The sequence below is a fragment of the Lederbergia panacisoli genome, assembly GCF_024626525.1.
GTDB lineage: Bacteria > Bacillota > Bacilli > Bacillales > Bacillaceae_C > Lederbergia > Lederbergia panacisoli.
In genome coordinates this window covers 1-25,615 of record NZ_JANJGU010000007.1, presented here as the reverse complement: position 1 = coordinate 25,615, position 25,615 = coordinate 1, and the positions used below count along the sequence as shown (strand labels likewise).

The 25,615-nt window shown below is 36.7% G+C and carries 29 protein-coding genes and 1 tRNA gene; 21 read left to right on the top strand and 9 right to left on the bottom strand.

What is annotated here, in order from left to right:
• Window positions 1–46: 46 nt before the first annotated feature.
• Window positions 47–982: an AEC family transporter gene (locus tag NQ185_RS11220; protein ID WP_257581878.1), complete on the bottom strand. Its 936-nt coding sequence runs from the start codon at window positions 980–982 to the stop codon at window positions 47–49.
• Window positions 983–1,122: 140 nt separating this feature from the next.
• On the opposite strand from NQ185_RS11220, the gene NQ185_RS11215 reads away from it, so the two are divergent.
• From NQ185_RS11215 to NQ185_RS11200, 4 genes are all read left to right on the top strand, one after another.
• Entirely contained in the window at window positions 1,123–1,488 is a 366-nt protein-coding gene (locus NQ185_RS11215; protein ID WP_257581877.1) for a carboxymuconolactone decarboxylase family protein, read from the top strand.
• A 177-nt stretch (window positions 1,489–1,665) separates the two neighbouring features.
• Window positions 1,666–2,715, top strand: a complete 1,050-nt coding sequence (selD, locus tag NQ185_RS11210) for a selenide, water dikinase SelD (protein WP_257581876.1) — start codon at window positions 1,666–1,668, stop codon at window positions 2,713–2,715.
• Window positions 2,716–2,735: 20 nt separating this feature from the next.
• Window positions 2,736–3,797, top strand: coding sequence for a tRNA 2-selenouridine(34) synthase MnmH (gene mnmH, locus NQ185_RS11205; RefSeq protein ID WP_257581875.1), 1,062 nt, complete (start codon window positions 2,736–2,738; stop codon window positions 3,795–3,797).
• Window positions 3,798–4,963: 1,166 nt separating this feature from the next.
• Window positions 4,964–5,056, top strand: a tRNA-Ser gene (locus NQ185_RS11200).
• An 8-nt stretch (window positions 5,057–5,064) separates the two neighbouring features.
• On the opposite strand, the gene NQ185_RS11195 is transcribed toward NQ185_RS11200, so the two are convergent.
• Complete coding sequence (locus NQ185_RS11195; RefSeq protein WP_257581874.1) at window positions 5,065–5,523, bottom strand: DinB family protein; 459 nt, start codon at window positions 5,521–5,523, stop codon at window positions 5,065–5,067.
• A gap of 114 nt (window positions 5,524–5,637) precedes the next feature.
• The gene (locus tag NQ185_RS11190; RefSeq protein ID WP_257581872.1) at window positions 5,638–5,991 is read right to left on the bottom strand and encodes a hypothetical protein; all 354 of its coding nucleotides are present in this window, start codon (window positions 5,989–5,991) and stop codon (window positions 5,638–5,640) included.
• 170 nt (window positions 5,992–6,161) lie between these two features.
• Here NQ185_RS11190 and NQ185_RS11185 point away from each other — a divergent pair, with 170 nt between their 5' ends.
• The 6 genes from NQ185_RS11185 to NQ185_RS11160 all read left to right on the top strand — a co-directional run bounded on the left by NQ185_RS11185 (window position 6,162) and on the right by NQ185_RS11160 (window position 11,156).
• Window positions 6,162–6,887, top strand: a complete 726-nt coding sequence (locus tag NQ185_RS11185; protein WP_257581870.1) for a DUF2161 domain-containing phosphodiesterase — start codon at window positions 6,162–6,164, stop codon at window positions 6,885–6,887.
• A 27-nt stretch (window positions 6,888–6,914) separates the two neighbouring features.
• Window positions 6,915–7,865 (top strand): hypothetical protein, encoded by a 951-nt coding sequence (locus tag NQ185_RS11180; protein WP_257581869.1) that lies wholly within the window; start codon window positions 6,915–6,917, stop codon window positions 7,863–7,865.
• 226 nt (window positions 7,866–8,091) lie between these two features.
• Complete coding sequence (locus NQ185_RS11175) at window positions 8,092–9,222, top strand: MGDG synthase family glycosyltransferase (RefSeq protein ID WP_257581868.1); 1,131 nt, start codon at window positions 8,092–8,094, stop codon at window positions 9,220–9,222.
• Window positions 9,219–9,827, top strand: a complete 609-nt coding sequence (locus tag NQ185_RS11170) for a DedA family protein (RefSeq protein WP_257581867.1) — start codon at window positions 9,219–9,221, stop codon at window positions 9,825–9,827. The genes NQ185_RS11175 and NQ185_RS11170 overlap by 4 nt, the downstream gene beginning before the upstream one ends.
• Window positions 9,824–10,615, top strand: coding sequence for a patatin-like phospholipase family protein (locus NQ185_RS11165; RefSeq protein WP_257581865.1), 792 nt, complete (start codon window positions 9,824–9,826; stop codon window positions 10,613–10,615). Before NQ185_RS11170 ends, NQ185_RS11165 begins: the two co-directional genes overlap by 4 nt.
• 115 nt (window positions 10,616–10,730) lie before the next feature.
• On the top strand, window positions 10,731–11,156 hold the full coding sequence (locus NQ185_RS11160) for a hypothetical protein (RefSeq protein ID WP_257581864.1): 426 nt from the start codon (window positions 10,731–10,733) through the stop codon (window positions 11,154–11,156).
• Window positions 11,157–11,210: 54 nt separating this feature from the next.
• Here the strand turns inward: NQ185_RS11160 and NQ185_RS11155 are convergent, their stop codons facing one another.
• The 3 genes from NQ185_RS11155 to NQ185_RS11145 form a co-directional block, all read right to left on the bottom strand.
• Window positions 11,211–11,435: a hypothetical protein gene (locus NQ185_RS11155; RefSeq protein ID WP_257581863.1), complete on the bottom strand. Its 225-nt coding sequence runs from the start codon at window positions 11,433–11,435 to the stop codon at window positions 11,211–11,213.
• 5 nt (window positions 11,436–11,440) lie between these two features.
• Window positions 11,441–11,761 carry a YbjQ family protein gene (locus NQ185_RS11150; RefSeq protein WP_257581861.1) on the bottom strand — a complete coding sequence of 107 codons (321 nt, stop codon included), beginning with the start codon at window positions 11,759–11,761 and terminating at the stop codon, window positions 11,441–11,443.
• Window positions 11,762–11,835: 74 nt separating this feature from the next.
• Window positions 11,836–12,222 carry a VOC family protein gene (locus NQ185_RS11145; protein ID WP_257581860.1) on the bottom strand — a complete coding sequence of 129 codons (387 nt, stop codon included), beginning with the start codon at window positions 12,220–12,222 and terminating at the stop codon, window positions 11,836–11,838.
• 159 nt (window positions 12,223–12,381) lie between these two features.
• Here NQ185_RS11145 and NQ185_RS11140 point away from each other — a divergent pair, with 159 nt between their 5' ends.
• The 3 genes from NQ185_RS11140 (at window position 12,382) to NQ185_RS11130 (ending at window position 15,611) form a co-directional block, all read left to right on the top strand.
• The gene (locus NQ185_RS11140; RefSeq protein ID WP_257581859.1) at window positions 12,382–13,650 is read left to right on the top strand and encodes a polysaccharide deacetylase family protein; all 1,269 of its coding nucleotides are present in this window, start codon (window positions 12,382–12,384) and stop codon (window positions 13,648–13,650) included.
• 23 nt (window positions 13,651–13,673) lie between these two features.
• Window positions 13,674–14,180 (top strand): GNAT family N-acetyltransferase, encoded by a 507-nt coding sequence (locus NQ185_RS11135; protein ID WP_257581858.1) that lies wholly within the window; start codon window positions 13,674–13,676, stop codon window positions 14,178–14,180.
• 603 nt (window positions 14,181–14,783) lie between these two features.
• Window positions 14,784–15,611 carry an aminoglycoside adenylyltransferase domain-containing protein gene (locus NQ185_RS11130; RefSeq protein ID WP_257581856.1) on the top strand — a complete coding sequence of 276 codons (828 nt, stop codon included), beginning with the start codon at window positions 14,784–14,786 and terminating at the stop codon, window positions 15,609–15,611.
• Here the strand turns inward: NQ185_RS11130 and NQ185_RS11125 are convergent.
• The 3 genes from NQ185_RS11125 to NQ185_RS11115 are packed head-to-tail and all read right to left on the bottom strand — an operon-like array spanning window position 15,600 to window position 18,421.
• Window positions 15,600–16,385: a nucleotidyltransferase domain-containing protein gene (locus tag NQ185_RS11125; protein WP_257581854.1), complete on the bottom strand. Its 786-nt coding sequence runs from the start codon at window positions 16,383–16,385 to the stop codon at window positions 15,600–15,602. The genes NQ185_RS11130 and NQ185_RS11125 overlap by 12 nt on opposite strands.
• Before the next feature lie 21 nt (window positions 16,386–16,406).
• On the bottom strand, window positions 16,407–17,423 hold the full coding sequence (locus tag NQ185_RS11120) for a WD40/YVTN/BNR-like repeat-containing protein (RefSeq protein WP_257581852.1): 1,017 nt from the start codon (window positions 17,421–17,423) through the stop codon (window positions 16,407–16,409).
• 23 nt (window positions 17,424–17,446) lie between these two features.
• On the bottom strand, window positions 17,447–18,421 hold the full coding sequence (locus NQ185_RS11115) for a phosphotransferase family protein (RefSeq protein ID WP_257581851.1): 975 nt from the start codon (window positions 18,419–18,421) through the stop codon (window positions 17,447–17,449).
• Window positions 18,422–18,597: 176 nt separating this feature from the next.
• On the opposite strand from NQ185_RS11115, the gene NQ185_RS11110 reads away from it, so the two are divergent.
• The 8 genes from NQ185_RS11110 (at window position 18,598) to NQ185_RS11075 (ending at window position 25,469) form a co-directional block, all read left to right on the top strand.
• A complete protein-coding gene (locus NQ185_RS11110; RefSeq protein ID WP_257581850.1) occupies window positions 18,598–19,809 on the top strand; it encodes an MFS transporter in 1,212 nt (403 codons plus the stop codon).
• A gap of 155 nt (window positions 19,810–19,964) precedes the next feature.
• Window positions 19,965–20,996, top strand: coding sequence for a mechanosensitive ion channel family protein (locus NQ185_RS11105; RefSeq protein WP_257581848.1), 1,032 nt, complete (start codon window positions 19,965–19,967; stop codon window positions 20,994–20,996).
• Window positions 20,997–21,183: 187 nt separating this feature from the next.
• A complete protein-coding gene (locus NQ185_RS11100; RefSeq protein WP_257582050.1) occupies window positions 21,184–21,507 on the top strand; it encodes a PadR family transcriptional regulator in 324 nt (107 codons plus the stop codon).
• A complete protein-coding gene (locus NQ185_RS11095; protein WP_257581847.1) occupies window positions 21,500–22,060 on the top strand; it encodes a DUF1700 domain-containing protein in 561 nt (186 codons plus the stop codon). The genes NQ185_RS11100 and NQ185_RS11095 overlap by 8 nt, the downstream gene beginning before the upstream one ends.
• Window positions 22,053–22,910, top strand: a complete 858-nt coding sequence (locus tag NQ185_RS11090; RefSeq protein ID WP_257581845.1) for a DUF4097 family beta strand repeat-containing protein — start codon at window positions 22,053–22,055, stop codon at window positions 22,908–22,910. The genes NQ185_RS11095 and NQ185_RS11090 overlap by 8 nt, the downstream gene beginning before the upstream one ends.
• 340 nt (window positions 22,911–23,250) lie before the next feature.
• A complete protein-coding gene (locus NQ185_RS11085; protein ID WP_257581844.1) occupies window positions 23,251–24,081 on the top strand; it encodes a helix-turn-helix domain-containing protein in 831 nt (276 codons plus the stop codon).
• Window positions 24,082–24,191: 110 nt separating this feature from the next.
• Window positions 24,192–24,602, top strand: a complete 411-nt coding sequence (locus NQ185_RS11080; RefSeq protein WP_257581843.1) for a hypothetical protein — start codon at window positions 24,192–24,194, stop codon at window positions 24,600–24,602.
• 126 nt (window positions 24,603–24,728) lie between these two features.
• Window positions 24,729–25,469: a MerR family transcriptional regulator gene (locus NQ185_RS11075; protein WP_257581842.1), complete on the top strand. Its 741-nt coding sequence runs from the start codon at window positions 24,729–24,731 to the stop codon at window positions 25,467–25,469.
• Window positions 25,470–25,615: the final 146 nt, after the last annotated feature.

Sequence of the window (25,615 nt, the reverse complement as noted above, 5' to 3'; positions counted from 1 at the left end):
TTTAGTATGGAGAAATAACGGATTGCTAAACAAGGAAAAATTATGGCTAATAAAAAAACGATAATACAAAGTAAAGAAGTGGGATTGTAAACAGGCACATTAATGTAGTCAATAGCACCCCTGTGGAGGCAAAAAGTGTATCTGCTCCGTATTTTTGTGCGTATAACGAAATAGTAGGAGCAGAGGGCATTCCGGAAACAATTATGGCAATCAACAATAAGGAAAAAGGCGCTGATAAGGCGATAAAGGGAAGCAAACAAAGTGGTATTAAGATCAGCTTTGTCAATGCAGACTTCCATAAATAAATATTTTTTAATGATAAGGGCAATTCTTTAAATTGCACTTTGGCAAATAGAGACCCAATCAGCATCATGGAAAGTGGAATGGTCATTTTACCGACATTTTCTAGTGGCTTAGCAATCATTTCCGGCCAACTAAAGGGAAGGAATAAGACGCATAGTCCGATAAAAGTTGCAATAATTCCTGGGTTCCAAAAAACTTTCCGCCAATGGATTCGATTTTTAGACTTTGTAAAAATATGCACTCCATATGTCCAAATTAGAATCAAATAGCAAATATTAAACATGGTTAAATATACAATTCCTTGTTCTTCTAAAAGGATAAAGCTAACGGCATAACCGATAAAACCTTGGTTTCCGAATATAGTAAGACCTTCGTAAACTTTCCGCTGTTTCTCTTGAAGACGGGAACTTTTTCTCATCTTAGCAGCAAGTAAAATCGAAATGGCCAAAATATAAATTGACATAAAAACTAGCCAAAGTAATTCATGGATAACCTGTACCGAAAATGGAATGTCTAACGAGAACAAGATGAGAGAGGGCAGAGTGATATAAAGAACCAGCTGGGTTAAAACTTCATCGGCATGCTCATTCAAAATTCCACGTTTTCGCGCAACAAATCCCAATAAAGCAATAGCATAAAGAACTAACATTTCTTGTATAAAAGAATTCGCTGAACCCATTATCATCCCTCCTGTTGCCTACTGTATGAATAGTACAAACAATTGGTTCATATATCGCTCATCTATTAATAGCTTTTTTGAGAGGATAAGGAGTACCCCTTTGCTTCATACTAACAAAAAAATAGGGAGTGATTTTGAACATGGAATACCAACAAGATGCATCAATTGAACAACATTTAGTTCATTATAAAGAAGGGCTTGGCAACTACCAAAAAAGTATGCCTGAGCTTGTTAGTGCTTTTAATAATTTTACAGAAGTAGCCTTTAGTGAAGGAGAAATCCCTCAAAAATATAAGCAGTTAATGGGTTTATGCATCAGTATTTACTCCCAAAATGAACACTGTATGATTTACCACACAAAAGGTTGTCTAGATCAAGGATGCACAGAACAAGAGATAATGGAAAGTATCGGTGTTGCAGCCGCCATTGGTGGCGGAGCGGTCATGAGCCAAGCTGCTACGATTGTACGTGATAGCATCGAACAATTAAAGAAACAAAGACATTAGAGAAATCAAATGAATCGGCAGTGGGTAGCCTCATTAAGAACTACCCACTTTTTTTGTATTTAAAAAAGAATGGTAGTATTCAATACTTTTAAAAAACTGAATCTAATAGCTGGGAATTATATCTTCCAAGTTTTATTATTATATATATAATGTCCAACAAAGAAAGGTTGGTTCTGTATGGTAAACTCTGATTTAGTTAAACTTACTTCACTATCTTCAAAAGGTGGTTGTGGCTGTAAAATCGGTCCTGCCGACTTGGAGGAAGTAATACGGATGCTGCCACCTCCATCCGAAAATCCTAATCTACTTGTAGGCCTTGATACGAGTGATGATGCAGGAGTATATAAACTGAATGATGACATGGCAATCGTACAAACTGTTGATTTCTTTACTCCGATTGTCGATGACCCTTATTCCTTCGGACAAGTTGCGGCTGCAAATGCGATCAGTGATATTTACGCAATGGGCGGAAAGCCATTGACGGCACTCAATATTGTGGCCTTTCCAATCGCTACATTAGAAAAGAGGATTTTGTCTGAAATTTTACGAGGGGCAGCAGATAAGTTGCAGGAAGCTGGAGCAACGCTTGTGGGAGGTCACTCCATAGATGATAAGGAGCCAAAATTCGGTTTAGCTGTAACAGGTTTGGTACACCCTGAAAGAGTAAGAACGAATGCGGGTTCTAAGCCAGGGGATAAATTGATTTTAACAAAACCGATAGGAGTAGGAATATTAACCTCTTCCCTGAAGAAAGGGTTATTGAATCAATCAGAAATTGATCGGGTAACCGCTGTAATGACGACTTTAAATAAAAAAGCAGCCGAAACAATGGAGGGTTATGATGTACATGCTTGTACAGATGTAACTGGCTTCGGTTTGCTTGGCCATTCACTGGAAATGGCGAAAGGAAGCGGAGTGGGAATCCGGATTGTGAAGGAGCGGGTTCCTATTTTAGAAAGAGTAAGAGAATTGGCGAAACAAGGCGTTATCCCGGGTGGAACAAAAAACAATCACGCACATATACAGGATTCCGTATCTTTTCCTGAAAATATGGATACAATTGACCAATGGATTTTATGCGATGCCGTTACATCAGGTGGTCTTTTAATTTCTGTTGATGGTAACGATGCGGAAGAGCTTTTAGCCGAACTGCTTGAAGCTGGAGTCGAGGCGGCAATTATTGGAGAGGTAAAAGATGACCATTTAGGTAAAATTGTTGTTATCTAAAGGTTGCGAGGAGAGGTATTATGTTCCAAGATATAGTAATTGAAGATTTGATGGAGTTAAAAGGAAAAGACGGGATTGTCCTTGTGGATGTTCGGTCACCTTCTGAATTTGCTAATTCCACCATCCCAGGCAGCTTAAATATTCCCATATTTGATGATGAAGAAAGGGCTGAGATTGGAACATTATACAAGCAGGTGAGTCCAGATGCTGCTCAAGATCGAGGCCTTGAAATCGTTGCAGCAAAGCTTCCAAGTTTTGTAAAAGCTTTTAAAAATATAAATGGTGATATAACTGTTTTTTGTTGGCGTGGGGGTATGAGGAGTAAAGCTTCTGCTACTTTTTTGAATTTGATGAATGTAAAAGTGAATCGTTTACAGGGGGGAGTCCGGGCATACCGGAAGTGGATTGTCGATAAATTGGAGAATATGGACTTTTCTCAAAAAGCATTCGTTCTTAATGGCAACACTGGAACAGGAAAAACACTTATTTTGCGTAAGCTTCAGAACGAAGGGTACCCTGTAATTGATTTGGAGCAAATGGCGAATCATCGTGGATCCATTTTTGGACAAATTGGATTACATCCCCATAACCAAAAAACGTTTGATGCCCTTTTGGTTGAACGGCTAGAGAAATTAAAGGATTTCTCATATTTGTTGTTTGAGGGAGAGAGTAAAAGAATTGGAAGGGCGGTCATCCCGCCGAGCTTAAACGAGCTTAAAGAAAAAGGAACACAAATTTTTATTGAAATGCCCATGGAAGAAAGGGTCAATCATATTTTAAATGAATATCGCCCTTGGGAATACAAAAGCGATTTCACCGAAGCATTTCGTAAAATAAAATCACGAATTCACACTCCTATAGCAGCCCAAATAGAGAATTGCCTGCAATCTGATGATTTTTATTGGTTCGTAAGATTATTATTGGAACATTATTACGATCCACGTTACAAATATACTGCAGACCAATATCCCGAGGGCCAAAAAGTAACGTTGAGTGTCCAACATGTGGACGAGGCGGTTGTGAAAATAAAGACGCTAATTGGGGAGAGCTTGAAATCCGCAAGTAAATTGGCTTCGCTTTAATAGAGACAAAAAGGAATACGTGCTTGGAGGGATGTTGTTAAAAAACCTCCTGGTACGGACTTAAATCTAAATGAGGACTCAATTGAGACTGAAATCTAAGAAAAGTAGAGTTTTAGTCTCGATTCGCCTTCGATCGAGACTGAAGTCCAAAAGACGTAGAGTTTTAGTCTCGATTCGCGTTCAATCGAGACTGAAATCCGAAAGAAGTATAGTTTGAGTCCCGATTCGCGTTCAATCGAGACTGAAATCCGAAAGAAGTATAGTTTGAGTCCCGATTCGCGTTCAATCGAGACTGAAATCCGAAAGAAGTATAGTTTGAGTCCCGATTCGCGTTCGATCGGGACGCAAATCCGAAAGGCGTATAGTTTGAGTCCCGATTCGCGTTCAATCGAGACTGAAATCCGAAAGACGTATAGTTTGAGTCTCGATTCGCGTTCGATCGGGACGCAAATCCGAAAGACGTATAGTTTGAGTCCCGATTCGCCTTCAATCGAGACTGAAATCCTAAAGATTTATAGTTTGGGTCCCGATCTGTCCTTAATCGAGACTGAAATCTGAGAAAAGAAAATATCAAAATGAAAAGAAGATACGGCAACTCCGTATCTTCTTCCAATTTTACTTATAATACTTCTTCTTGTGATGATGCTTATGGTGAGGATGGTGGTCGAACTGTGTCACTTGATAAGGTGTGAATGATTGATTTTGAACCTGGACCTGGGTGTCATAGTGATGATGTCCATGATGTTGGTACACAGGGACAGGCATAGTCACAGGGTATTGCTGTACATAATGTTGCTTTGGACAACAAGGGTTACCCATAGAATAGTTCATAGGCATTCCGGGATATCCGTAAAAATTTCTTTCCATTTAATCACCTCGTTTGTTCATTTTCTCTATCCAGTTTATGTCCACAGGCAAAAGATGAAACCTGTAACGCCGGAAATGGGTGAAAAACGGTGATTTTGGGGAAAGAGCCGATAAAACAGCTGGGTAAATGCAACAAAATATAAGCATATTTGCCAATTTTCTCATGTGAAAAATCATTTGAAATGATCCTAAAAAAGTATTATCATTATAATACATTCTAGTGCAGACAGCTGGTAGTAAAAGTAACTCTTAATGCTAGGCATTTGGCTTCTAGTTCTATCAACAGCATTTTCAATTTTGGAGAAGTACCCAAGTCCGGCTGAAGGGGACGCACTCGAAATGCGTTAGGGCGGGCAACTGCCGCGTGGGTTCGAATCCCACCTTCTCCGCCATCACAAACTTATATTAATTTTTTTATATCTAAAATCGTTTGTAAATGCATTCCCTCGTGAAAGATTGTGCGGACTAACACCTGCTCAATCGTATGCATCCCCATCTCTGTTGGAGAGAATTCCTTTTCTACTCTACTGCCGTATTCTCTTGTTATTTCCTTAGGTTGCTTTTCTAGTATAAATTTAAGTTCATCGAATGAAGGGGTTTCGTTTGTAAAATCCTTCGGCGATGTTCCAAATCCAAACCATCTATTAAATTCTTCCGGAGCTGCTGTTTCTTCTTTCGTTACCGCCTGTATCCATAAGTACTGATCAAGATATAGATGGCCTAAATTCCAGCGAATATTATTATTGAATCCTTTCGGTATAAACTCCGCCTCTTCCTCCGTTACATCATCCAGTACACCTATAACATAACTTCGATACGTCTCCATTTGTTTAAATAATATCTCATGCCGTTGCTTCATCATAAAACACCCCTAAGTGATTGATACAAAATACATTCAAGCATCTCACCTTTTTTTCCTGCCAAAAAAATTAAAAAGCTCCGATCTCAATTTTGATCGGAGCATACTTATTAGTTATTGTTTTTCTGGACGGAATATCTTGTTATAAGTCAGACGATCTTCATCAAGATCTCTAATTTGCAAAATATTTCTCTTTTTTAAATAAAAACTTTTGAAGCTTTTTCCATTCTCGTTCTCAAATAAAATCACACGCTCATCTTCATCGTCGTTTTCAAGACCTTCTTTATATGCAGCGTTAGGGATATATTCTTTGACAATGGAATACTCAGGGAATTTTGCTAATTCGCTAACTTCTTCGGATGCGTTATTTTCTCCAGCGGCATTCTTTTTATCTTCCGTCTGTTCGGTCGTTCCGCAAGCAGCGATTAACAATAGAGTACCCAAAATGATAGCTAAAAGTTTCTTCATGATGTCATCTCCGTTTTTTTTATGTAATTTCTTCCGATTATAAATAAGTCGTTTATAATTGGACTAGGCACTTTTGATATGATAACTCTTTTGTAATTATATTGCAATAATTTTGCTTGATTGTTCATAATTCTAAAATTTAAGAAAATATTCAATAAGTAGGCGTGATGATGAAAATACTTGAAGTAGACTTGTATGAGCCGGTACATCGGTATTTTAAGAGATTAGGATATAAGGTTCACGGGGAAGTACACCATTGCGATGTGGCAGCAGTAAAGGATGAAAACTTAATAATTGTTGAATTAAAATTATTCTTAAATATCGATCTTCTTATCCAGGCAACGAAAAGACAGCGTCTTACAGACATGGTTTATATTGCAATCCCAAGGCCAAAATTCAGCTTAAGAACGAAAAAGTGGAAAGATATTTGCTATTTAATAAGAAGACTGGAATTAGGACTTATAATTGTGTCGTTTCAAAAATCAGGTGCGTATGCAGAGGTTAAAATCGATCCAAGTCCTTTTGACCGGAATAAAAGCATGCAGGTTAGCAGGAAGAAAAGGGAAAATATCGTGAAAGAAATAGAAGGCAGGCATGGCGATTATAATGTAGGAGGCAGCAATCAAACAAAAATTATGACAGCCTATAAAGAGAACTGCATTCATATCGCATGCTGCCTTGCATGTTTTGGAATACTTTCTCCAAGGAGATTGCGCGAATTGGGAACAGGAGATAAAACCCTCTCAATTCTTCACAAAAACTATTATGGTTGGTTTGAAAGGGTTAAGAGAGGTACTTATATTATTAGTGAAAAAGGGAAAACGGAATTGAAATTGTATCCTGAAATCGTTGAACACTATAACAGGAAAATATTTGAAACCTCCAATCTTATTTAACCGTAACATATATAAGGGGGTGTCTCTATGAGGCAGGATATATATGGTCGGCAGATGGAACTCACAATGAAACGATCTGAGCGTGATCGTATTAAACGCCGCTTAGATGGAGCTGAAAAAAGATTAACTGAAGCAAGCGAAATTCGCGATAGATTATATAGGCAATTAACGAAAGAACAACAAGATATTGCCAAGCTTGGGAAATTTTCGTTTACGAATAAAATTAAAGCTTGGACAGGAAAATGGGATGAACAGATGGAGAAAGAAATGGCCGAGGCGGCTGAGGCGGAGTTAAAGTATAACGAAGCAGAAAAAACGGTGATAGACCTTAAAATGGAAACAGAAAATTTGCGAAAAGAGATGCAAAATCCCGATTTTACTTATATTGATGAGGACTGGACCGATTTTTTAAAGGAAAAAGAAATATGGATAAGACAAAATGATTCTATTGCAAATAGCTCATTACAAAAAATTGCCGATGAACGTGTATCTCTCCGGTCAATGCTGCGCGAAATTAGCGAAGCAGAGGAAGCGGGGCGTAAAGCTATTCGTGCATTGGATGGAGCTCTCGATAAATTAGGTTCTGCTGAAGGAATGTCGATGTGGGATACCTTTCTAGGTGGAGGATTAATCGTCTCTGCGATTAAATACTCGCAAATTAATAGTTCTGAAGATTTGATTCATCGTGCTCAGCGTGCATTGCGGCATTTTGAAACAGAATTAATGGATGTTCAAAATATTGCCGCGGAATCGTTCACTATTAATAAAAAAGATATTTTCACGTTTACGGATTTATTTTTTGATAATATTTTTTCTGATTGGATGGTTCATTCTCGAATAACTGATGCAAAAAGTAAACTAAATCAAGTCCTTCACGATGTGCGGCGTGTGCTAGACGGATTGGCAAGAAAACGTGACGAATTAAATCATGAACTAATCAGGCTTGATGTGCAGGAACAGGACATCATCATATCATAATATTGACACGTACGAAAACGTCATAATTTTCGTACGTGTTTTTCTTTATGTGTAGGGGTTAGCTAGAGGCTTTCGTCTATATAAGTGTCATTTACATAAGTATAGGGAATATAAAAAAGAATAAAAATCAGCCTCAAGTCTGAGTAAATAATTAGTCTGTGGTGGGGTTCATCCGCCATCTAAATCTCGTATGCTAAGAGGGAATCAATGAAAGGGTTGAACAGTATTGAAAAAAATATTATTTTTCCCACTGTTAAGAATGCCATCAGGACATCATCAAGTTGCGGATACTATTGCAAGCTATATACAAAAGCGAAGCCCGAGCATTACATGTAAAAAAATAGATTTATTGAGTACGTGGAATCCACTTGTAGAGAGTGTTGTAACACAGGTCTATCTAGAATGGATTCATTATTTTCCTAAATCATATGCTCATGTATACCGTCACATGGCACATACATCTAAATCACAACGTTCTTATAAATACTATGAAATTTTATTTATGAAAAAGATGAAGCAAATAATATTAGAGGAAAAACCGGATCTTATCATCTGTACCCACGGTTTTCCATCCTATATACTTAGCAAACTAAAAATGAAGAACGAAAGTGTAGCCCCTGTAATCAATGTGTATACAGATTTTTTCATCAATGATGTATGGGGGAAAAAAGGGATAGATTATCATTTTGTGCCAAATCATAAGGTGAAGAAAGATCTAATAGATCAAAATGATGTTTCCGAAGATTGCATATTTGTAACCGGGATACCTACAGCTGAACAAATAGAAGAGAGTTTAAGAACGAAGAAGAATAATACGAATTACCGAATTCTTGTATCAGGCGGCAGTGTCGGTTTGGGTAATATTACGGACTTAATGAAGCAGCAAAAGAATGATTCAAATGTTGAATATTTGGTTTTATGTGGGAAAAATCAACATCTATACAGAAAAATAGAGAAGTTAAATAGTGGTAATATCCATCCACTCCCATATATCAGTTCGAGAGAGGAAATGAATCATTTATACGACGAAGTCGATGCTATCGTGACGAAGCCAGGCGGTGTAACCATTAGTGAAGCGCTGAAAAAAAGGTTGCCTATCTTTATCCATTCAGCACTGCCAGGTCAAGAAGAAATCAATTTAACGAAATTAAAAGAGCTAGGACTCGTGTTTGAATTACAACAAAACGAATCATTGTCTGAACAAATTACAGGCTTTTTCAACCATTCATTTGATGAGTTTCAAGACTCTTTAAAATCATATTTAATGGAATTAAGAACCGGGAATCCTGATGATATTTCTAATACTATTCATTCTTTAATGAGAGCTGATGAAGAAAGAAGGATTACTGCCCAATGATTCAACAATTTTTAGAATGGCTTAATACAATAGGAATTCCAGGTTTATTCATTGTCATGTTTTTGGAAGGTTCTTCTTTGCCGTTTCCAGGATTAATTGTTGTTCTTTCGTATGGCTATGTATTGTCCCCGGGCTATATACAAACGGTTTTTTTAGCTGGTGGAATGGCAATCTCTTATAGTATTTCTAGTCTAATCCCATATTTTATTGGACAGAAGCTTGAACAACATTTTCCGATACGATTTAAAAGGGGACTTGAGAAAGGAACTGCCTTCTTTAAACGATATGGAATCTGGAGCATCGCACTATCACGGCCATTTGGCATAGGAAATTACATCTCATATGTTGCCGGGATGAGTAAAGTAAACGTAGTAAAATATTTAATTTTGACCTTTTTAGGTATTTATCCTTGGTCATATGTCATGATTCTACTTGGAGACTATTTAAAAGGAAATTATGAAGCTTTTAAAAATTACTCCAGTTCATTTGGAATATATGGTTACGGAATTGTCATCATTGCAATTTTAACGATTTTTACACTATATAAAATAAAACAGAGAAAAAAGGAATTATCAGGATTAAGAGAGGGAGGACGGGGCGATTGAAAAGAACGGGACTTTCACTAGGGGGTGGCTCTCTTAGGGGTGTTGCCCATATCGGTGTATTGAAGGAATTGAAGGAACAAGGTATAGAAATAACTCATATCGCAGGAACAAGTGCGGGGGCAGTAGTTGGGGGACTTTTTGCAAGTGGAATGCATCCTGAACAGATGAAAAGTGTTCTCCATGATTTGTCGATCCGCCGCCATATTGACATTGGTTTTAATCGTAAAGGCTGGATTAAGGGGGATCGTATTTATCAAACATTATTAAAACTCACTGATGGTAAGCACTTTTCGGATTTGGATATTCCTTTTGCCGTTATTTGTGTTGACTTAGTATCAGGAAAAATGATGGTTATCGATGCGGGAGAGGTGGCGATTGCGATTCGTGCCAGTATTGCAATACCAGGGGTATTCTCACCCGTTGAAATAGGAAACAAAATATTAGTGGACGGGTATATTTTGAATAACAATCCTGCAGATATAGTAAGGGAAATGGGGGCAGAAAAGGTAACATCCGTCCGGGTTCAAAGCTCCCACGTTCACCAGCCGACAAATCTATTTTCAGTATTAAATAGATATATAGATATTGCGAGTGATCAAAACACCGATCGCTGTCTCGAAGAACATTCGGACATATTAATTGACATCGATTTGCAAGATATTGGCCGCTTTGAAACAAAGTCTTTATCAAAAGTCATTGAATTAGGACAGTTGGAGGCGCAAAAAGTCCTTTTTCATAGGCAAAGCAAGGTTATCTATATCGATCAGTGGATGCAAAAGGTTCACTAAAATTTTGGTGGCGTTAAACTCTACCTTGTCCAAGTGGCAAGGTTATTTATATATGTGTAAGTTAGTGTAACATAGCCCCAAGAATTTTCGTCTTTATAATTGGGGAGGGGTTAGGATGGTCAAAAAAATTTCATTAATCGTCTTTACCATTACATTTTTTGGAGCTTTTTTATTCGGATATAAGGTATTGCAATATAAAGAAAAAAAGATAAGCGAAGTCGCAAATCTGAAGTATAGTGAGGTTACAAAGATCGTATTTTATGATGGCAAAGGGAATAAACCGCCTTACACCATTAAAGAAAAACAGAAGTTAGTAGAATTCGAGAAGCTTTTGAATCGTTACATAATAAAAAAAGAAAAGCTTCATGAAGATGCAAAGGGATGGATTCATAGAGCTGATTTATATAAAGGCGGGGAAAAATTGACGAGTATTACTTTTAATAATCCTATGGAAATAGACGGTATATATTTTGATATTGTTGAAGGACCATCATTTCCCGAGAGTATAGATGAGTTTTTGGAATCCGTAAGTCCAAATTAATATTAAAAAGCACATTTTTAGGGTTTTTAAAAATGTGCTTTGATGCAAAAAACGCTACTCTTCCTTATAAAATCTTTCCCCGGTATCGGGATTAAAATAAACGACCAGTCTTTTTTGGGTTGTTGGATCAATTGAAACTTCCTTTGTGCGGACAAAACCCTCAGGAACTTTTTGGCCGTGCTTTGTTTTAAAACGGCGATCCCAAATAAACCATGAACCAAAAATTAAAATAATAGCTGCGATAATCTGCAAACCGTAAAATCCAAGAAACCATTTCATTCTATTTATTCCTCTTCAGCAACGACAGCTGTTCCGTATGCGACGATTTCACTCATGTTTTGACCAATTTCGCCTGAATCAAATCGCATCATAATAATAGCATTTGCACCCATTACTTTTGCATTTTCAACCATCCGATCCATTGCTTGTTTTCGTGCATCTTCCAACATTTCCGTATATTGATTAATTTCTCCGCCGACTAACCCTTTTAAAGCAGCAACGATATCTTTACCAAGACCGCGCGCTCTAACAGTTAAGCCAAAAACAGGACCTTTAACTTCTTTAATTTTATAATTTGAGATATTTTCAGTTGTGACGATTATCATGATGGGGCCAACTCCTTATTGGATTATTTATCCTTATTTTACCTGAATGTTTTTCAATAGTCATTAATGTATTTTTAGTAGCTTTTCTTCCGCCATTCTATTAAATTGATTGGATTCCCATCAGGATCATAAACATCAAAGTCGATATGATCATTCATCTCAGAAGACCATTTATTAATTTCGCCCACCTTATATCCTTGACTCGTTAGTCGCTCGTAAATACCTAAAACGTCGTTGCAATTCAGATTAAATACAGGTTGTTGGAATATATGCAAATTATCCTTCGTTTCAATTAACGTAAGAATGGGTGAATTCTCATTAATAATATAATTTGCGCCTCTGCCGTCTTTCCATCGTTCGACATCGCGAAGCTTGAGACCCAGTGCATCTGAATAGAATGGTATAGAATCTTCTAAGTTACTAACTCTTAAAAATACAGCTCCTAAAAAGTTAACTATCATATTGGCACCTCTTGTTTATTATTTTCTTAATATTTCTTTAAAGCATAATGATTTTCCTCCCGGATAAATTAAATTAAAAAGCTATGGGTTCTATCATAAAGCAGGAAATAGACAATCAATAGCGAATACATTGTCTATAAAAAATCTGGAGGCGGTAATATGTATGCTAGCTTAATACTAGTACTGCTTTTACTCATATTTACTATTTTATCAGCTTGTGATGCGAATAAATCTTTGCCGACAGAAGATTTACCGCAGAGTAGCATTGATTTATATCCTAAAGAAGATTCCCCTTCTTCCATTGAGTTAGATCGAATCATGAAATGGGCTGATAAAGGAATGGTGGTTCATTCACCATTCAATGTGTTTGATAGTTCGATCCAGCAGGTGAAGTCTGAGTGGGGAAAGCCTGATCATGTTGACCAAGTGGCAGGTGGTTCTTATGCGACTTATAGTGAAAAACAGACTGTCATCGGATTTAATCAAGATGGTGAAATTTATGATGTGCGTTCTTATGGTCCTAATTTACATGAATTAACGATAGAAAAAGTTGAAGATAAACTAGGGCAGCCAAAAGACATTAGATTAAATGATCAAGACAGTATTTATGTGTATGAATTGAAGCAGCAGATTGAGCTGAAATTAATTTTCTCCAATAAAACTAAGAGTGTCGATCATATTTCAATTTATAACCCTGTTCGCGCCGAAGCTGAGCAATACGTTCTCGATATAAAAGGAAACTCGAATCAATTAACCGACAAAGCTTGGAAAAGTATGCAAGCTTGGCGTGCTCAAATTAAAAGCTTTTCTACAGAACATCAAAGTGTTTATTTAAATGGTCCAAATAAAAAGAGGGTCGCTTTGACTTTCGATGACGGACCTGACGATACGATTACCCCTGCGATTATTCATATATTGAATGATTACAATGTAAAAGGGAGTTTTTTCTTTTTAGGGAGTAATGTAATGCGTTATCCAGAGGTGGTAAAGCAAGCTTATGAGAGCGGGCATTTAGTTTTAAGCCATAGTTATAACCATGTAGAACTAACAAAGTTAGGAAAAGTAGACGTTGAAAACGAATTAGCAGGGGCTGGTAAGGCAATTCAATCCGTGGTAGGAAGGAAGCCCGCGATATTGCGTACACCTTATGGAGATACAAATAATCAAGTAGTCTCCATTGCAGGAGAACAGGGATATTCTATTGTTCTCTGGTCCATCGACACTCTCGACTGGTCACAAAGGGAGGCGGAAAACATCGTCAAAAATGTCGTGGAAAATGTTCGCAATGGCGATATCATATTAATGCATTCAGACTCAGATAAAATTGAAACAGAAAAGGCACTTCCATTAGTGATTGAAGCATTGGAAAAAATGAACTTTGAAATAGTGGATTTAGAAACGCTGTTAAATATAAAGGCTTATCAATGATATTGAAATGGGGGCATGGATCAATGGTGAAAATTAGAGATTTAATGAAAGATGATTGCGGGACGATTTCAAAGGCATTTGCAGAACAAGGTTGGAACAAACCCGTATCGCAATATGAAAGATATTTATTAGAGCAAGAGGAAGGAACTAGAGAAGTTGTTGTGGCTGAGTACAACAATCATTTTGCAGGGTACTTAACAATTAGATGGAAATCTGATTATGAGCCGTTCTTTTCTGTGGGCATTCCAGAAATAGTAGATTTAAATGTATTAATGAAATATCAAAAAAACGGGATTGCCACAGCCCTTATGGACGAAGCAGAAAGACTCGTAAGTGAAAAGTGTGATCGTATAGGGATCGGTTTCGGGCTTACTCGTGATTACGGAGCCGCCCAAAGACTTTATGTAAAAAGGGGATATATTCCGGACGGATTAGGCATTTCTCAAAATGGGAAATTCTTGACTTACGGGGACCAAATTACAATTGATGATGATGTAGCATTATATTTAACAAAAACATTAATATCGTAATTTTTAAACCGAACAAACATCTAATCAAACGTTTGATTAAACTGAAACAGTGGTCGACAGGCGATATAGCGGGCGCTCTCTATTAATCAAACGTTTGATTAAATTGTGAACAGATGATCAATTGGTAGATTTATAGGAAAGCGATTTAACCATCTTATCAAATGAGATGTTACTCCCGTATAACATCCTGATACTCTCGTATAATCTTAAATACTCCCGTATAATGTGGCATAACTCCCGGATAAAGATTTATAACTCGCGTATAGGTATATTTTAGAGAATACCAATCCTAATCAAACGTTTGATTAAACAAAAGAGAAGTCACTCCCGCATAACACATTGATACTCTCGTATAATCTTAAATACTCCCGTATAATGTGGCATAACTCCCGGATAAAGATTTATAACTCGCGTATAGGTATATTTTAGAGAATCCAATCCTAATCAAACGTTTGAATAAACAAAAGAGATGTCACTCCCGCATAACACCCAGATACTCCCGTATAATCTTAAATACTCCCGTATAATGCTCATAACTCTCGGATAAGGACTCATAACTCTCGTATGATAAGTAATATTTTAATATGTAAAGGAGAAACACAAATGAACCGTCCACAATCTTGGTCTAACTGTGACGAAGATATAAAATTGTTCGTTATAACATTGACAGAAAAAATCAAACAGGAGCTGGGGAATAATCTGGTTGGCATTTATCTTCACGGGTCTTTGGCAATGGGGAGCTTTTATCGCCCTAAAAGTGATATTGATATCATTGTTGTCGTTGATCATAGGCTGGAAAGTGAAATGGCATATCGTGTAGGAACTGCTATCGCATTGGAGTCAAAAAAAAGACCGATATTAGGCGATATTGAATTAAGTATCATTACAAAAGAAGTGGCAGAACAAGTACCTGTGCCAACTCCATATGAACTGCATTATAGCTCCCAATGGGCCGAGAGCATATTAAATAATGAGGTGGACTATAGTAAAGAGGTTACGGATTCTGATCTTCCTTCACATTTGACATATATAAATCAGCGCGGGGTTTGTTTGTACGGGCAGCCAATCCAAGAGATCTTTGGTCAATATCCATGGCAGTCTTTTATGGATTCAGTCATTGACGATCTTGAGTGGATTCTTGAAAATGATAACATTCAAGAATCACCATATTATAGTATTTTAAATATTTGCCGCGTGTTTCAATTGGTTAGCGAAAACAACCAGACTGTCCACAGTAAAGACGAAGGTGGAGAGTGGGGACTTCTTCATTTACCCCAAGAATTTCAGCCGCTTATTCTGGAAGCTCTCAATGTGTATCGTTCACCAGAAAAGGTAAGTAAAGAGCAGCAAAAAACAGGCGGCAGGGAATGGAATCCATCCAAGCTGCTCGCCTTAAGAGATTATGCTCGAGAAAAGCTTTTACATCTCTAGCATTTCATATAAAAATTGTTGAATCATCTTTTTATCTTGATTACCCACATCACTAATTACATCAAAATATAGATCCATCATTTCTAAAAGAACCTTTTCGATACTTTCATCATTCATTTTTACTTCATAGGTTCTTTTTAGTTTTGATAAAAATGGACTATCTATCTTGTCTATGCTTTTTTCAAAATCATCGTTAACACCATTTTGCAGGCATAAAAAATGGATAATTTGGTCACGGATGAAATCAATGTCTTTTAATGCCTTGATGTATTGCTTGCGTTTCAAGGCTACTGCTGCGCTTCGGAAAAATTGCCAAATAAAACTTAAGGAATCCTTTACAGTTTCATTAAAATTAGAAACACTTCGGGACGATAATGATTCCTTAAGCAGTCTTTGAATCTCGTTGTTCTCACTGTCGAAAATAACCTTCCAATGTGGTTTTGTAGCCCTAAGCTTTGACTTCGACCATACACCTAAATCTAGCTCTAGGAAATGGTCGAAAAAGAAACAGGTCACGAAAATATCTTCTTCATGTCTATATACCTTTTCCTTTAACACAAGAAAATGATGTTTGATATGTTCCCGAAGCAGATCCTGAATATGAACAACATCCTCGCTATTTTTAACAACTACTAGCAGATCAAGATCAGAAAACTCATCCCTGAAACCTTTAGAACCGGAACCCACTAATAATAGACCTTGAATACCACTTATCGTTTTAGAAAATCTAGTAATCTCATTTAATAAGTTTGTTCGATCCTCACATTTATACATAACTATCTCCTATTAGTAAACTTATACTGCGACAAACCAATGAACTCGCTCTTTTTTTAATGAATTAGGCCATTCAACGGGCAAGCACTTCCAACTCTTTCCCGCGTCGGTCGATTGAAAAATACCAAGATTATTCACAGCATAAAATACCCCAGGCTCCGATTCGTGAGAAAGTAGTGAAAAGATAGATGATCCATTTCGTTCAGGCAAGCCATCACTAATAACCTCCCAAGGATTTCCACTTTCACGCCGCACGATTACGGTACTTGCCCTTTCGGGATCATAAGCAGAGTATGCACCTTTTGCTGCAGAAGCAATCATCGTATCTGGACTAGCAGGGTCTACAGCTATATCAACAAGATACGTATCCGAACCAAGTCCTTCATTAAACGTTGTCCATGTTTTGCCGCCATCTAAAGATTCGGCAAATCCACCACCTGCTGCCTCATAAATACGACCCTTAGCAAGTGGATTCATCGTCAATGTATGACAGTCATATTGTGATCCTGGTTTACGGTCTTCCCAACTTATCCCTTTATCTTCACTTTTCATCACACCACCGAGTTCAATTCCGACGTAAATCTTTCGCTCATCATGAAGATCCGGTTGAATAAAACGGACATGATGGGTATGTGGGCGAGGCGGAAAGCGCCAAGTAGGTTTTGATGGCAAATCAAGTAGTTTGGGAAAATGACTCCATGTTTTTCCACCATCTTCTGAACGAAACAGTTCGCTCGGTTCCGTTCCTGTCCAAACTACACTATATCCATTGATTATTTCAGTCGGGCTAACGGCAACACTTAATACTCGATCGTGAAATATCCCCGCTCCTGCTGGCTCCCATTTCATCCCACCATTATTGCTGATCCAAAGACCATTATTAAAAGTTCCGCCATACATCCTTTCTGGTCGAAGGGAATCCACCGCTAAACAATAAAATTCATGGGGGACCTTCATTTCGTTTAGACTCCAAACAGAATCAATCTTTTTCACTTCATAGATAGACCTTCCAGCAACAAAATATAATGCGGATGTCATGTCATCATCTCCAAAACGTTTTTTTACAATGACCATGCCTTTGCTTTTTCAATCTCATCCATTAATATCGTTCTAGCTTTCTGCTCATTTTCCTCGTTATTAGGATATTTCCGATAATGTGCTTCGATGATAATTAAAAGGAGGTTGTATATTTGGTACAGATTCAATAAACATTGCTCAACCTTGGAAAACGAGCTTCCCCTTTCATATCCATTCTTGAATCCTTCGTTTTCTTCAGCGAATCCGAAAATAAAGTCTAGGAGAGGGTCACCGTAGAGCGATCTTTCATAATCCGCAATACCAGTGACTTGTAGAGTAGTAGGATCAACAAAAATATTCCCCCACCATAAATCGCGGTGCACAAACCTAGGAGTTGCAACGGTATCTAGGATAGAACGCTTATCCAAAAACACTTGTCTCAACTCTCCAAAACTTATCGGAAGCTCAATACCTCCATCCAGTGCATCAAGAATTAAGTCATCAATAAATGAAATAAATGCATCCGCCCATTTTTTATATCCTTTATGACCGGAAAACGTGTATCCAAATGCATTTCCTTTCATACTGTGAAATTGCTTGGCGTATGCCCCAACTTGATGGCTGATTTTTAAAAAATCATCCTCAGAAAGATGGTCATATAGTTGATCTAAGGGTTTGCCGGGAACATACTCCATGAAAAAGTAATCATGATTGATTAGATCTTTGTTAAAGTTAGTATGGAGCACAATTGGAGTGAGGATATTAGTATTATTTGCAATAAATTCAAGAACTTTTGTCTCTGATTTCATAATGCTTTTTTCGGATCGCAGCACTTTAATATCACTTGAATGGGCTACCTTTAAAACATATTTCACATCGTCTTCAAACGTGATTAAATAAGCTGAGTTAAAAAAGCCGCCCTTAAGTTCTTCAATGAATTTCGGGCCGTGTCTGAAAGCTGCAAATGTTATTTGATTTATGTCTTCATTAGAGAGTTTTGTTTTTGTTATACTATCCAATCTATTCATTCCTTTTTGAAAAATTAATCTCTAGATTATATTCGATATGACTTACAATCCTCCTGCGAAATATTGCATCTTGTTTTTTTTAAGGAATATCTGTAACATTTTTCGTGGAAAGATAGTCTAATAATAGATAAATTTAAGTTTCGTATAGAAATTGGAAAGAGGTTTATATGTCGGAGTTATTGAAAAATCGCTTTGTTCAAGCAATATTCTTATCAGCTTTGTTTCTTCAAGTTGGAATTTGGGTGCGGAATTTCGCGGTCCTTTTATTCGTAATGGAAAAAACGAATGGAAATGCATTTGCGGTATCGATGATTTCTGTAGCTGAGTTTGCGCCAATCTTTATTTTTTCGTTTATTGGGGGAACTTTTGCAGATCGCTGGAAACCAAAGCTCACAATGATTTGGTGTGATGTTTTAAGTGCCATTTCAGTGTTCGTCGTGTTGATTACATTAGTGATTGGGTCTTGGAAAATTATCTTTTTCGCTACGTTAATTTCTGCAATTTTATCACAATTTTCCCAGCCATCCGGAATGAAATTATTTAAAATGCATTTAAAACCGGAAATGATACAGTCCGCAATGTCTATTTATCAAACGATTTTTGCCATTTTTATGGTGTTGGGTCCAGTCGTTGGTACATTTGTTTTCCAACAGTTTGGTATTGATGTTTCAATTGCTATAACAGGTGTGGCATTCCTACTTTCTGCTGTCATGCTTTTATTCATTCCAGCCGATCACAGTATGGAAAAAGAAAAAAGTACGACAAGTGTTCTTGAGGAAATGAAAGCTGGCGTTAAGTATGTTCTCGCAAAAAAAGAATTGAAACTTCTTGGTCTATGTTTTATGGCTGCAGGGCTTGCGATCGGCTTAATTCAACCACTCACCATTTTTCTCGTAACAGAAAGATTAGAATTGGCGAAGGAAAACTTACAATGGCTTTTAATGGCAAATGGGATCGGCATGATTCTCGGAGGAGCCTTATCTGTTATGTTCACGAGAAAAGTTGCTCCTCAAAGGCTGCTTGTCATCGGGATGTTCGCAAATGCCATTGGAATGAGCGTCGTTGGATTTTCATCTTCACTTCCACTTACGATGGGGGCCGAATTCTTTACAGGATTATTTTTCCCTTGTATTCAAATTGGCATCAATACGATGATCCTCCAAAGTACAAAAGCAGAGTTCATTGGCAGGGTAAATGGAACATTAAGTCCGTTATTCACGGGATCCATGGTTTTAACAATGAGCCTATCCGGTATTCTTAAACAAGTTTCGTCTATTGTCCTTATATTTGAAATATCGGCAATTCTTTTCGTGCTTGGAATTTTAGTCATTATGCCGATTTTCAACATGAAAGTTCAGCCACAAACGGAAGGAATATGATCTAATCAAACGTTTGATTAGATCATATGTTCGCTTTTTCTTCTTAATCAAACGTTTGATTAAATCTTTGAATAGGGAAAGCGGCCGCTCTATCTACATAGGGTGGCCTTTTTATGATAAAATTTCTTCAATAAAGTTTTCTAGGGGGCATGGGAATGTTTTGGGAATATCTAAATACATATGAAAACTTTAAAAGCATCTTAATTTCACTTGCAATTTTATTTCTCTTCCTGTTTTTGAGGAAGATTTTTGCGAAATACGTATTTACTCTATTTTTAAAATTGACAAGTAAGGTTCCAAGTAAATTATTTACAAACATTTGGAAAGCATTTGAAAAACCGATGCAGTGTTTTTTTATCATACTTGGGATTTATATTGCCGCTTACTATTTTCCTTACTTTGGGCAAAGCGATCCTCTTTTTGTTAGTTTAATTAAATCTGCAATTATCTTGCTTGTAGCTTGGGGACTATTTAACCTATCTGACTCTTCCTCCCTCCTTTTTACAAGAATGAATAAAAGGTACAATATTGAAATAGACAATATATTAATACCTTTTTTATCTAAGACCATTAGAGTTATTATTGTAGCTTTAGCGATAAGCATTATTGCTGAAGAATTTAATTATAGTGTGAGTGGTTTTGTAGCAGGTCTGGGATTGGGGGGCCTTGCTTTTGCGCTTGCCGCCAAAGATGCCCTTGCCAATTTATTTGGCGGCATCATTATAATTACCGAAAAACCTTTTAGAATAGGTGATTGGATATCAACGCCAAGTGTTGAAGGGATAGTGGAGGATATAAGTTTCCGCAGTACGAAAGTACGTACTTTTACGCAGGCGCTCGTTACCGTACCGAACGCTACACTTGCGGATCAGCCGATCACTAATTGGAGCAAAATGGGGAAAAGGCAAATATCATTTTCCTTAAAGCTTTCCATTGATACTCCAAAAGAAAAATTAGAAAGAACTGTACAGCGGATAGAAGAGTTATTGAAAAGTTGTCCCGATATTCATCCGGATACTATTCACGTCACATTTGATAAGTATTTGGCAGATGGATATGAAGTGTTCCTTTATTTCTTTACGAAGGCAACTGAATCGGGAGAATACTTAAAGGTAAAAGAAAATATTAATTATAAAATACTTGATATTGTTAAAGCTGAAGATGAACTAAATCAGGCAACTTCCTAGCTTTATCATACCCCCGCTCAATTTGTCCCAGGAGCGGGTTTTTTGATGGAAAAAAAGACTAAATTATTTTGTTTAGTACATTGCAATATACAGTACTGTGTGATATATTATTTTTGCAAGGTATTTTTTAATGTTTAGTAGTGTACATTATATAGTAGTAAAAGTAGAAATGAGGTGCGGTTCATCATTGAACGTTCAATTTAAAAAAGGTGTCTTAGAGCTTTGTGTCCTGGCATTACTTGATAAGCAAGATCGATATGGATATGAATTGGTCCAGAAAATTTCGGATCAGATTGCCATTTCAGAAGGTACTGTTTATCCGCTCTTAAGACGGTTAACAAAAGAGGAGTTTTTTACAACGTACTTACAAGAATCAACAGAAGGACCTTCTCGCAAGTATTACAAACTAACTGAAAAAGGGAGAAAGTATTTATATGCATTGATTCAGGAATGGAATGAATTCACTTCCGGGGTCAATCAACTTATTAAAGAAGGGGTAAATCATGAATAAATATCAATTTATGAGAATATTGGATTCGTCTTTACAAAAGCTTCGGGAAAATGAACGATTAGATATTTTACAAGATTTTGAAGAGCATTTTACGATTGGGCTAGAGGAAGGAAAAACGGAAGAACAAATTGTAGAATCACTCGGGTCTCCACAGCAAATTGCCAAAGAAATTTTAGCAACGCATCATCTTGAAAAAGTGCAAACTAAAGCATCAACCGGGAATGTGGTTCGTGCGGTATGGGCAGTTATAGGCTTGGGGTTCTTTAATTTAGTGATTGTGCTCGGTCCTTTTATCGCGATTGCTTCGATTATTATTGCAGGCTGGGCAGTAGGAGTATCTTTTGTTGCTTCTCCATTGTTGGTCTTAGTGAATACAGTCATCTTCCCTGGAACATTTGAATACTTCGATTTATTTGTCTCAATGCTTCTTTGTGGAATCGGGTTATTTATCTCAATTGGAATGTTCTTTGCTACTCGATCAATTAATAACGGCTTCGTTCGTTATTTAAAATTTAATGCAAGACTTGTTAAAGGTGGGTTAAAAAATGAATAATATTAAAATAATATCAACTGCTGCTCTTTTTCTTTTACTAGTGGGCATTATTGGAAGTGTAATGACATTTAAATCAATGACTCATTCTGAACAAATTTCGGATGAAAGACTGATAGAAAAGGATTTTTCGAACATTGCAATAACCACTAACAATTCTAAAGTAGAAATTTTGCCTACAAATAATTCTACAGCAACTGTGGAACTTTCAGGAAAGGTCGCAAAAAATTTAAAATATACATTTTCTGCTGATGTAAAAGGAGATACTCTCAACGTAGAATTGAAGGAAAAGTTAAGAAAGCTATTTAATTTTGATTTTATTGCAACATCCTTAACATTAAAAGTGTATGTGCCTGAAAAACAATACGAATCCATACAAGCAAAAAGTAATAATGGGTATATAAAGGCGGAAAAACTAAATGCCGAAGATTTATTAATTGAAACAGATAATGGACGTATTGTACTCAATAATATTAATAGTTCAACAGTTACAATGAAAGCGAATAATGGAATGATTGATTTGAAAAAGGTAGCGGCAACGACTGTTGATCTGAAAGCGGACAACGGGAAAGTTCTTCTTGATGATGTGGATGGGAAAATCTCCGCAAAAGTAAACAATGGAATGGTTTCGCTTATAACAAACAATTTAGATCGCCCTTTAGACATTCAATCTGACAATGGGGAAATCAAAGTTATAACAGACAAAGAACCAACAAATGCAACCATTGATGTAACTGTTCACAATGGAAAGGTAAATGTCTTTGGTCAAACCAATCGAAATGTTATATTTGGCAAAGGCGAAAACCTGATTAAACTTGTTACGCATAATGGAAGAATTACCGTAAATAAATAATACTAATCAAAGGATGAATACACTGGAGTGTGGGTGTTCATCTTTTTTTATTGGGATAGAAAATAATTCGGTTATCATGTTTAGGACTAAGGTCAAATATATGACTGGGCATTAAGACTCAGAAATGATAAAAAGTATATATCGTGTCTATAATTCATTAAAAATGAAATATATTTGTAAAAAAGCGAATTATTCTTTATTAATCTTGGATGAATAGTAAAAAAAATCTGATCAAGAAAATGAAAGATGCAGTATATATAGTATGAAAGTAATGAAAACACTGCTATAATGTTGTTGAAGAACTCAATGTTAAAGTTATTTTGACAAAGGAGTAAAATAGATGAACGAGAATTTCGTAAATATTGGTGAAATCCTACAATCGTTAAGGATCAATAAAGGACTGGCCATTGAAGAATTGGCGGAAGATATTTGTTCAGTTGAGGAACTTGATTTAATGGAAAAAAACAAACAAGTGCCGACAATTGATCAACTGTTTAGATTGGCCAATAAATTAAATGTTAAATTAAGTGACTTCTTTGATTTTACATCGGCGGATTCTGCTAGTTACGTTTCAGCAGTCAGCGGGTTGATCAATAAATATAGAAGAGAATTAAACTATAAAGCTATCAATGAAATTGTACAAAGAGAAAAAAATAATCCTCTGTTCAATTTTCCATCCAGTCAACAATTTCTACTTTGGCATGAGGCCATTTGTTTATATTATTTAGCTGATCCCGAAAAAAGAGATAAAAAGGTTTCTGTTAGGATGTTAAACGAAGCCTTAGATTTAACAAATCCAATAAGAAAAGGTCTGTCTGAAAGAGAAATCGAGATTAAAATGGCTATTGCGTTGATAGAAAAAGATGATTTGAATTTTGAAGAGGCCATTTCGCTGCTAAAAGGGATATTAGAGGATATAGAGATGCTTCCTTCACTGGCAGTACCCCAGATCAGATTAAGAGCATTGTATGGATTATCGCAATCACTAGCAAGTATAAATAATTTTAATGAGTCTTTAATATATAGTGAAAAAGGAATACGTCAATGTATAAATGATGAAGTTATATACTTATTGGGTGAGTTTCTTTACCAAACAGCATCTAATTATTTAGCTTTTGATAATAAAAAGGAAGGAATAAAATATCTTACAAAAGCACTTCATATTTTTTAATATTCAGGAGAATAGTAGATATAGTAATTTCGTGGAAACCGAGTTGGAAAAATTAACAAATTAATGATATAATTTCAATAATTAAATAATTTTACAAGGAGAATCACATAATGAAGAAATTAATACTTACTTCCGTTCTTGTCATTGGTTTAATCGGGGGAGGTAGTTCAGTAGGGACCCTGCTAGCTGGTGAACCTTTACCACAATTACCAACGCAACATAGTGTAACACCAAAATTGGCAGGGCAACCATTGCCACAATTACCAACTCAACATAGCGTAACACCAATATTAGCAGGGCAACCATTGCCACAATTACCAACTCAACATAGCGTAACACCCATATTAGCAGGGCAGCCATTGCCACAATTACCGACGCAACATAGCATAGGACTAATATTGGCAGGGCAACCATTGCCGCAATTACCGACGCAACATAGCATAGGACTAAAATTAGCAGGGCAACCATTGCCACAATTACCAACTCAACATAGTGTAGTAGATCCTAAATCAATAGCATAACCCAAAGCAACGCCGCATCCAACAAGATGCAGCGTTGCTTTTTTGATGTGAAAAAATCATTTGAAAATGCATTGACTCCAACGTAACGTGATACTTTATAGTTAGAAATGAAGGGAGGCACAAAAATTGAAAGTAAAAGAAGTGGCTGACTTAGTTGGGATTAGTGTACGCGCACTGCATCATTATAATGAAATTGGGTTGTTAATCCCGGAAGAAACAACAGATGCGGGGTATCGGATATATTCTGATGAAAACCTAGAAACATTGCAGCAAATTCTGTTTTTTAAAGAGCTTGGCTTCCCTTTAAAGAAAATTAAAGAGATTATTGGTAGTCCGACTTTTAATCGGGAAGAGGCACTCTCGATGCACAGAAAGATGTTGCTCGAGAAACGAAGTAGGCTGAATCGAATGATTGAGACGGTTGAGAAAACGATGAAGCATATGAAAGGAGAAATTCAAATGTCAAATAATGAAAAGTTCGAAGGCTTTGATTTTAGCCATAACCCTTATGAACAAGAAGCACGTGAACGTTGGGGAGATGGAGCTGTTGATAAAGCCAATCAAAAAGTAGGCAATATGTCAAAAGGCGAGAAGAAGGATTTTGAGGAAAGATTTAATGAAATTTATCGTAAACTTGCCGAGATACGTCATACAGCGCCTGATTCGAAAGAAGCACAAGAAGGAATAGAAGAATGGTTTCAGTTTTTAAATTCGATGGGTAGTTATTCTTTTGAAGCGTTCAAAGGATTGGGGCAAATGTATGTTGATGATGAACGATTTACGAAAAATATTGATCAATTTGGAGAAGGATTAGCACAATTTATGTGCGATGCGATGGCTATCTTTGCAGATGAGAATGGAAGATAATTATTATTTTGTTTAGTAGTGGACTTCTGTCAATATAATGGACAAAAATTAGCCAAGTTTTGACGTATCTTTTTACTTCCGCGCTCCGTTTCACTTCGCTTGGAGGCCTCTGCATAAAGGAAGGGTCAAAAAGCGAACCCTTCCTT

Coding starts and splice junctions, on each gene's coding strand:
- NQ185_RS11220 (WP_257581878.1), bottom strand. CDS start 982: ATGGGTTCAGCGAATTCTTTTATACAAGAAATGTTAGTTCTTTATGCT.
- NQ185_RS11215 (WP_257581877.1), top strand. CDS start 1,123: ATGGAATACCAACAAGATGCATCAATTGAACAACATTTAGTTCATTAT.
- selD (WP_257581876.1), top strand. CDS start 1,666: ATGGTAAACTCTGATTTAGTTAAACTTACTTCACTATCTTCAAAAGGT.
- mnmH (WP_257581875.1), top strand. CDS start 2,736: ATGTTCCAAGATATAGTAATTGAAGATTTGATGGAGTTAAAAGGAAAA.
- NQ185_RS11195 (WP_257581874.1), bottom strand. CDS start 5,523: ATGAAGCAACGGCATGAGATATTATTTAAACAAATGGAGACGTATCGA.
- NQ185_RS11190 (WP_257581872.1), bottom strand. CDS start 5,991: ATGAAGAAACTTTTAGCTATCATTTTGGGTACTCTATTGTTAATCGCT.
- NQ185_RS11185 (WP_257581870.1), top strand. CDS start 6,162: ATGAAAATACTTGAAGTAGACTTGTATGAGCCGGTACATCGGTATTTT.
- NQ185_RS11180 (WP_257581869.1), top strand. CDS start 6,915: ATGAGGCAGGATATATATGGTCGGCAGATGGAACTCACAATGAAACGA.
- NQ185_RS11170 (WP_257581867.1), top strand. CDS start 9,219: ATGATTCAACAATTTTTAGAATGGCTTAATACAATAGGAATTCCAGGT.
- NQ185_RS11160 (WP_257581864.1), top strand. CDS start 10,731: ATGGTCAAAAAAATTTCATTAATCGTCTTTACCATTACATTTTTTGGA.
- NQ185_RS11155 (WP_257581863.1), bottom strand. CDS start 11,435: ATGAAATGGTTTCTTGGATTTTACGGTTTGCAGATTATCGCAGCTATT.
- NQ185_RS11150 (WP_257581861.1), bottom strand. CDS start 11,761: ATGATAATCGTCACAACTGAAAATATCTCAAATTATAAAATTAAAGAA.
- NQ185_RS11145 (WP_257581860.1), bottom strand. CDS start 12,222: ATGATAGTTAACTTTTTAGGAGCTGTATTTTTAAGAGTTAGTAACTTA.
- NQ185_RS11140 (WP_257581859.1), top strand. CDS start 12,382: ATGTATGCTAGCTTAATACTAGTACTGCTTTTACTCATATTTACTATT.
- NQ185_RS11135 (WP_257581858.1), top strand. CDS start 13,674: ATGGTGAAAATTAGAGATTTAATGAAAGATGATTGCGGGACGATTTCA.
- NQ185_RS11130 (WP_257581856.1), top strand. CDS start 14,784: ATGAACCGTCCACAATCTTGGTCTAACTGTGACGAAGATATAAAATTG.
- NQ185_RS11125 (WP_257581854.1), bottom strand. CDS start 16,385: ATGTATAAATGTGAGGATCGAACAAACTTATTAAATGAGATTACTAGA.
- NQ185_RS11120 (WP_257581852.1), bottom strand. CDS start 17,423: ATGACATCCGCATTATATTTTGTTGCTGGAAGGTCTATCTATGAAGTG.
- NQ185_RS11110 (WP_257581850.1), top strand. CDS start 18,598: ATGTCGGAGTTATTGAAAAATCGCTTTGTTCAAGCAATATTCTTATCA.
- NQ185_RS11105 (WP_257581848.1), top strand. CDS start 19,965: ATGTTTTGGGAATATCTAAATACATATGAAAACTTTAAAAGCATCTTA.
- NQ185_RS11095 (WP_257581847.1), top strand. CDS start 21,500: ATGAATAAATATCAATTTATGAGAATATTGGATTCGTCTTTACAAAAG.
- NQ185_RS11090 (WP_257581845.1), top strand. CDS start 22,053: ATGAATAATATTAAAATAATATCAACTGCTGCTCTTTTTCTTTTACTA.
- NQ185_RS11085 (WP_257581844.1), top strand. CDS start 23,251: ATGAACGAGAATTTCGTAAATATTGGTGAAATCCTACAATCGTTAAGG.
- NQ185_RS11080 (WP_257581843.1), top strand. CDS start 24,192: ATGAAGAAATTAATACTTACTTCCGTTCTTGTCATTGGTTTAATCGGG.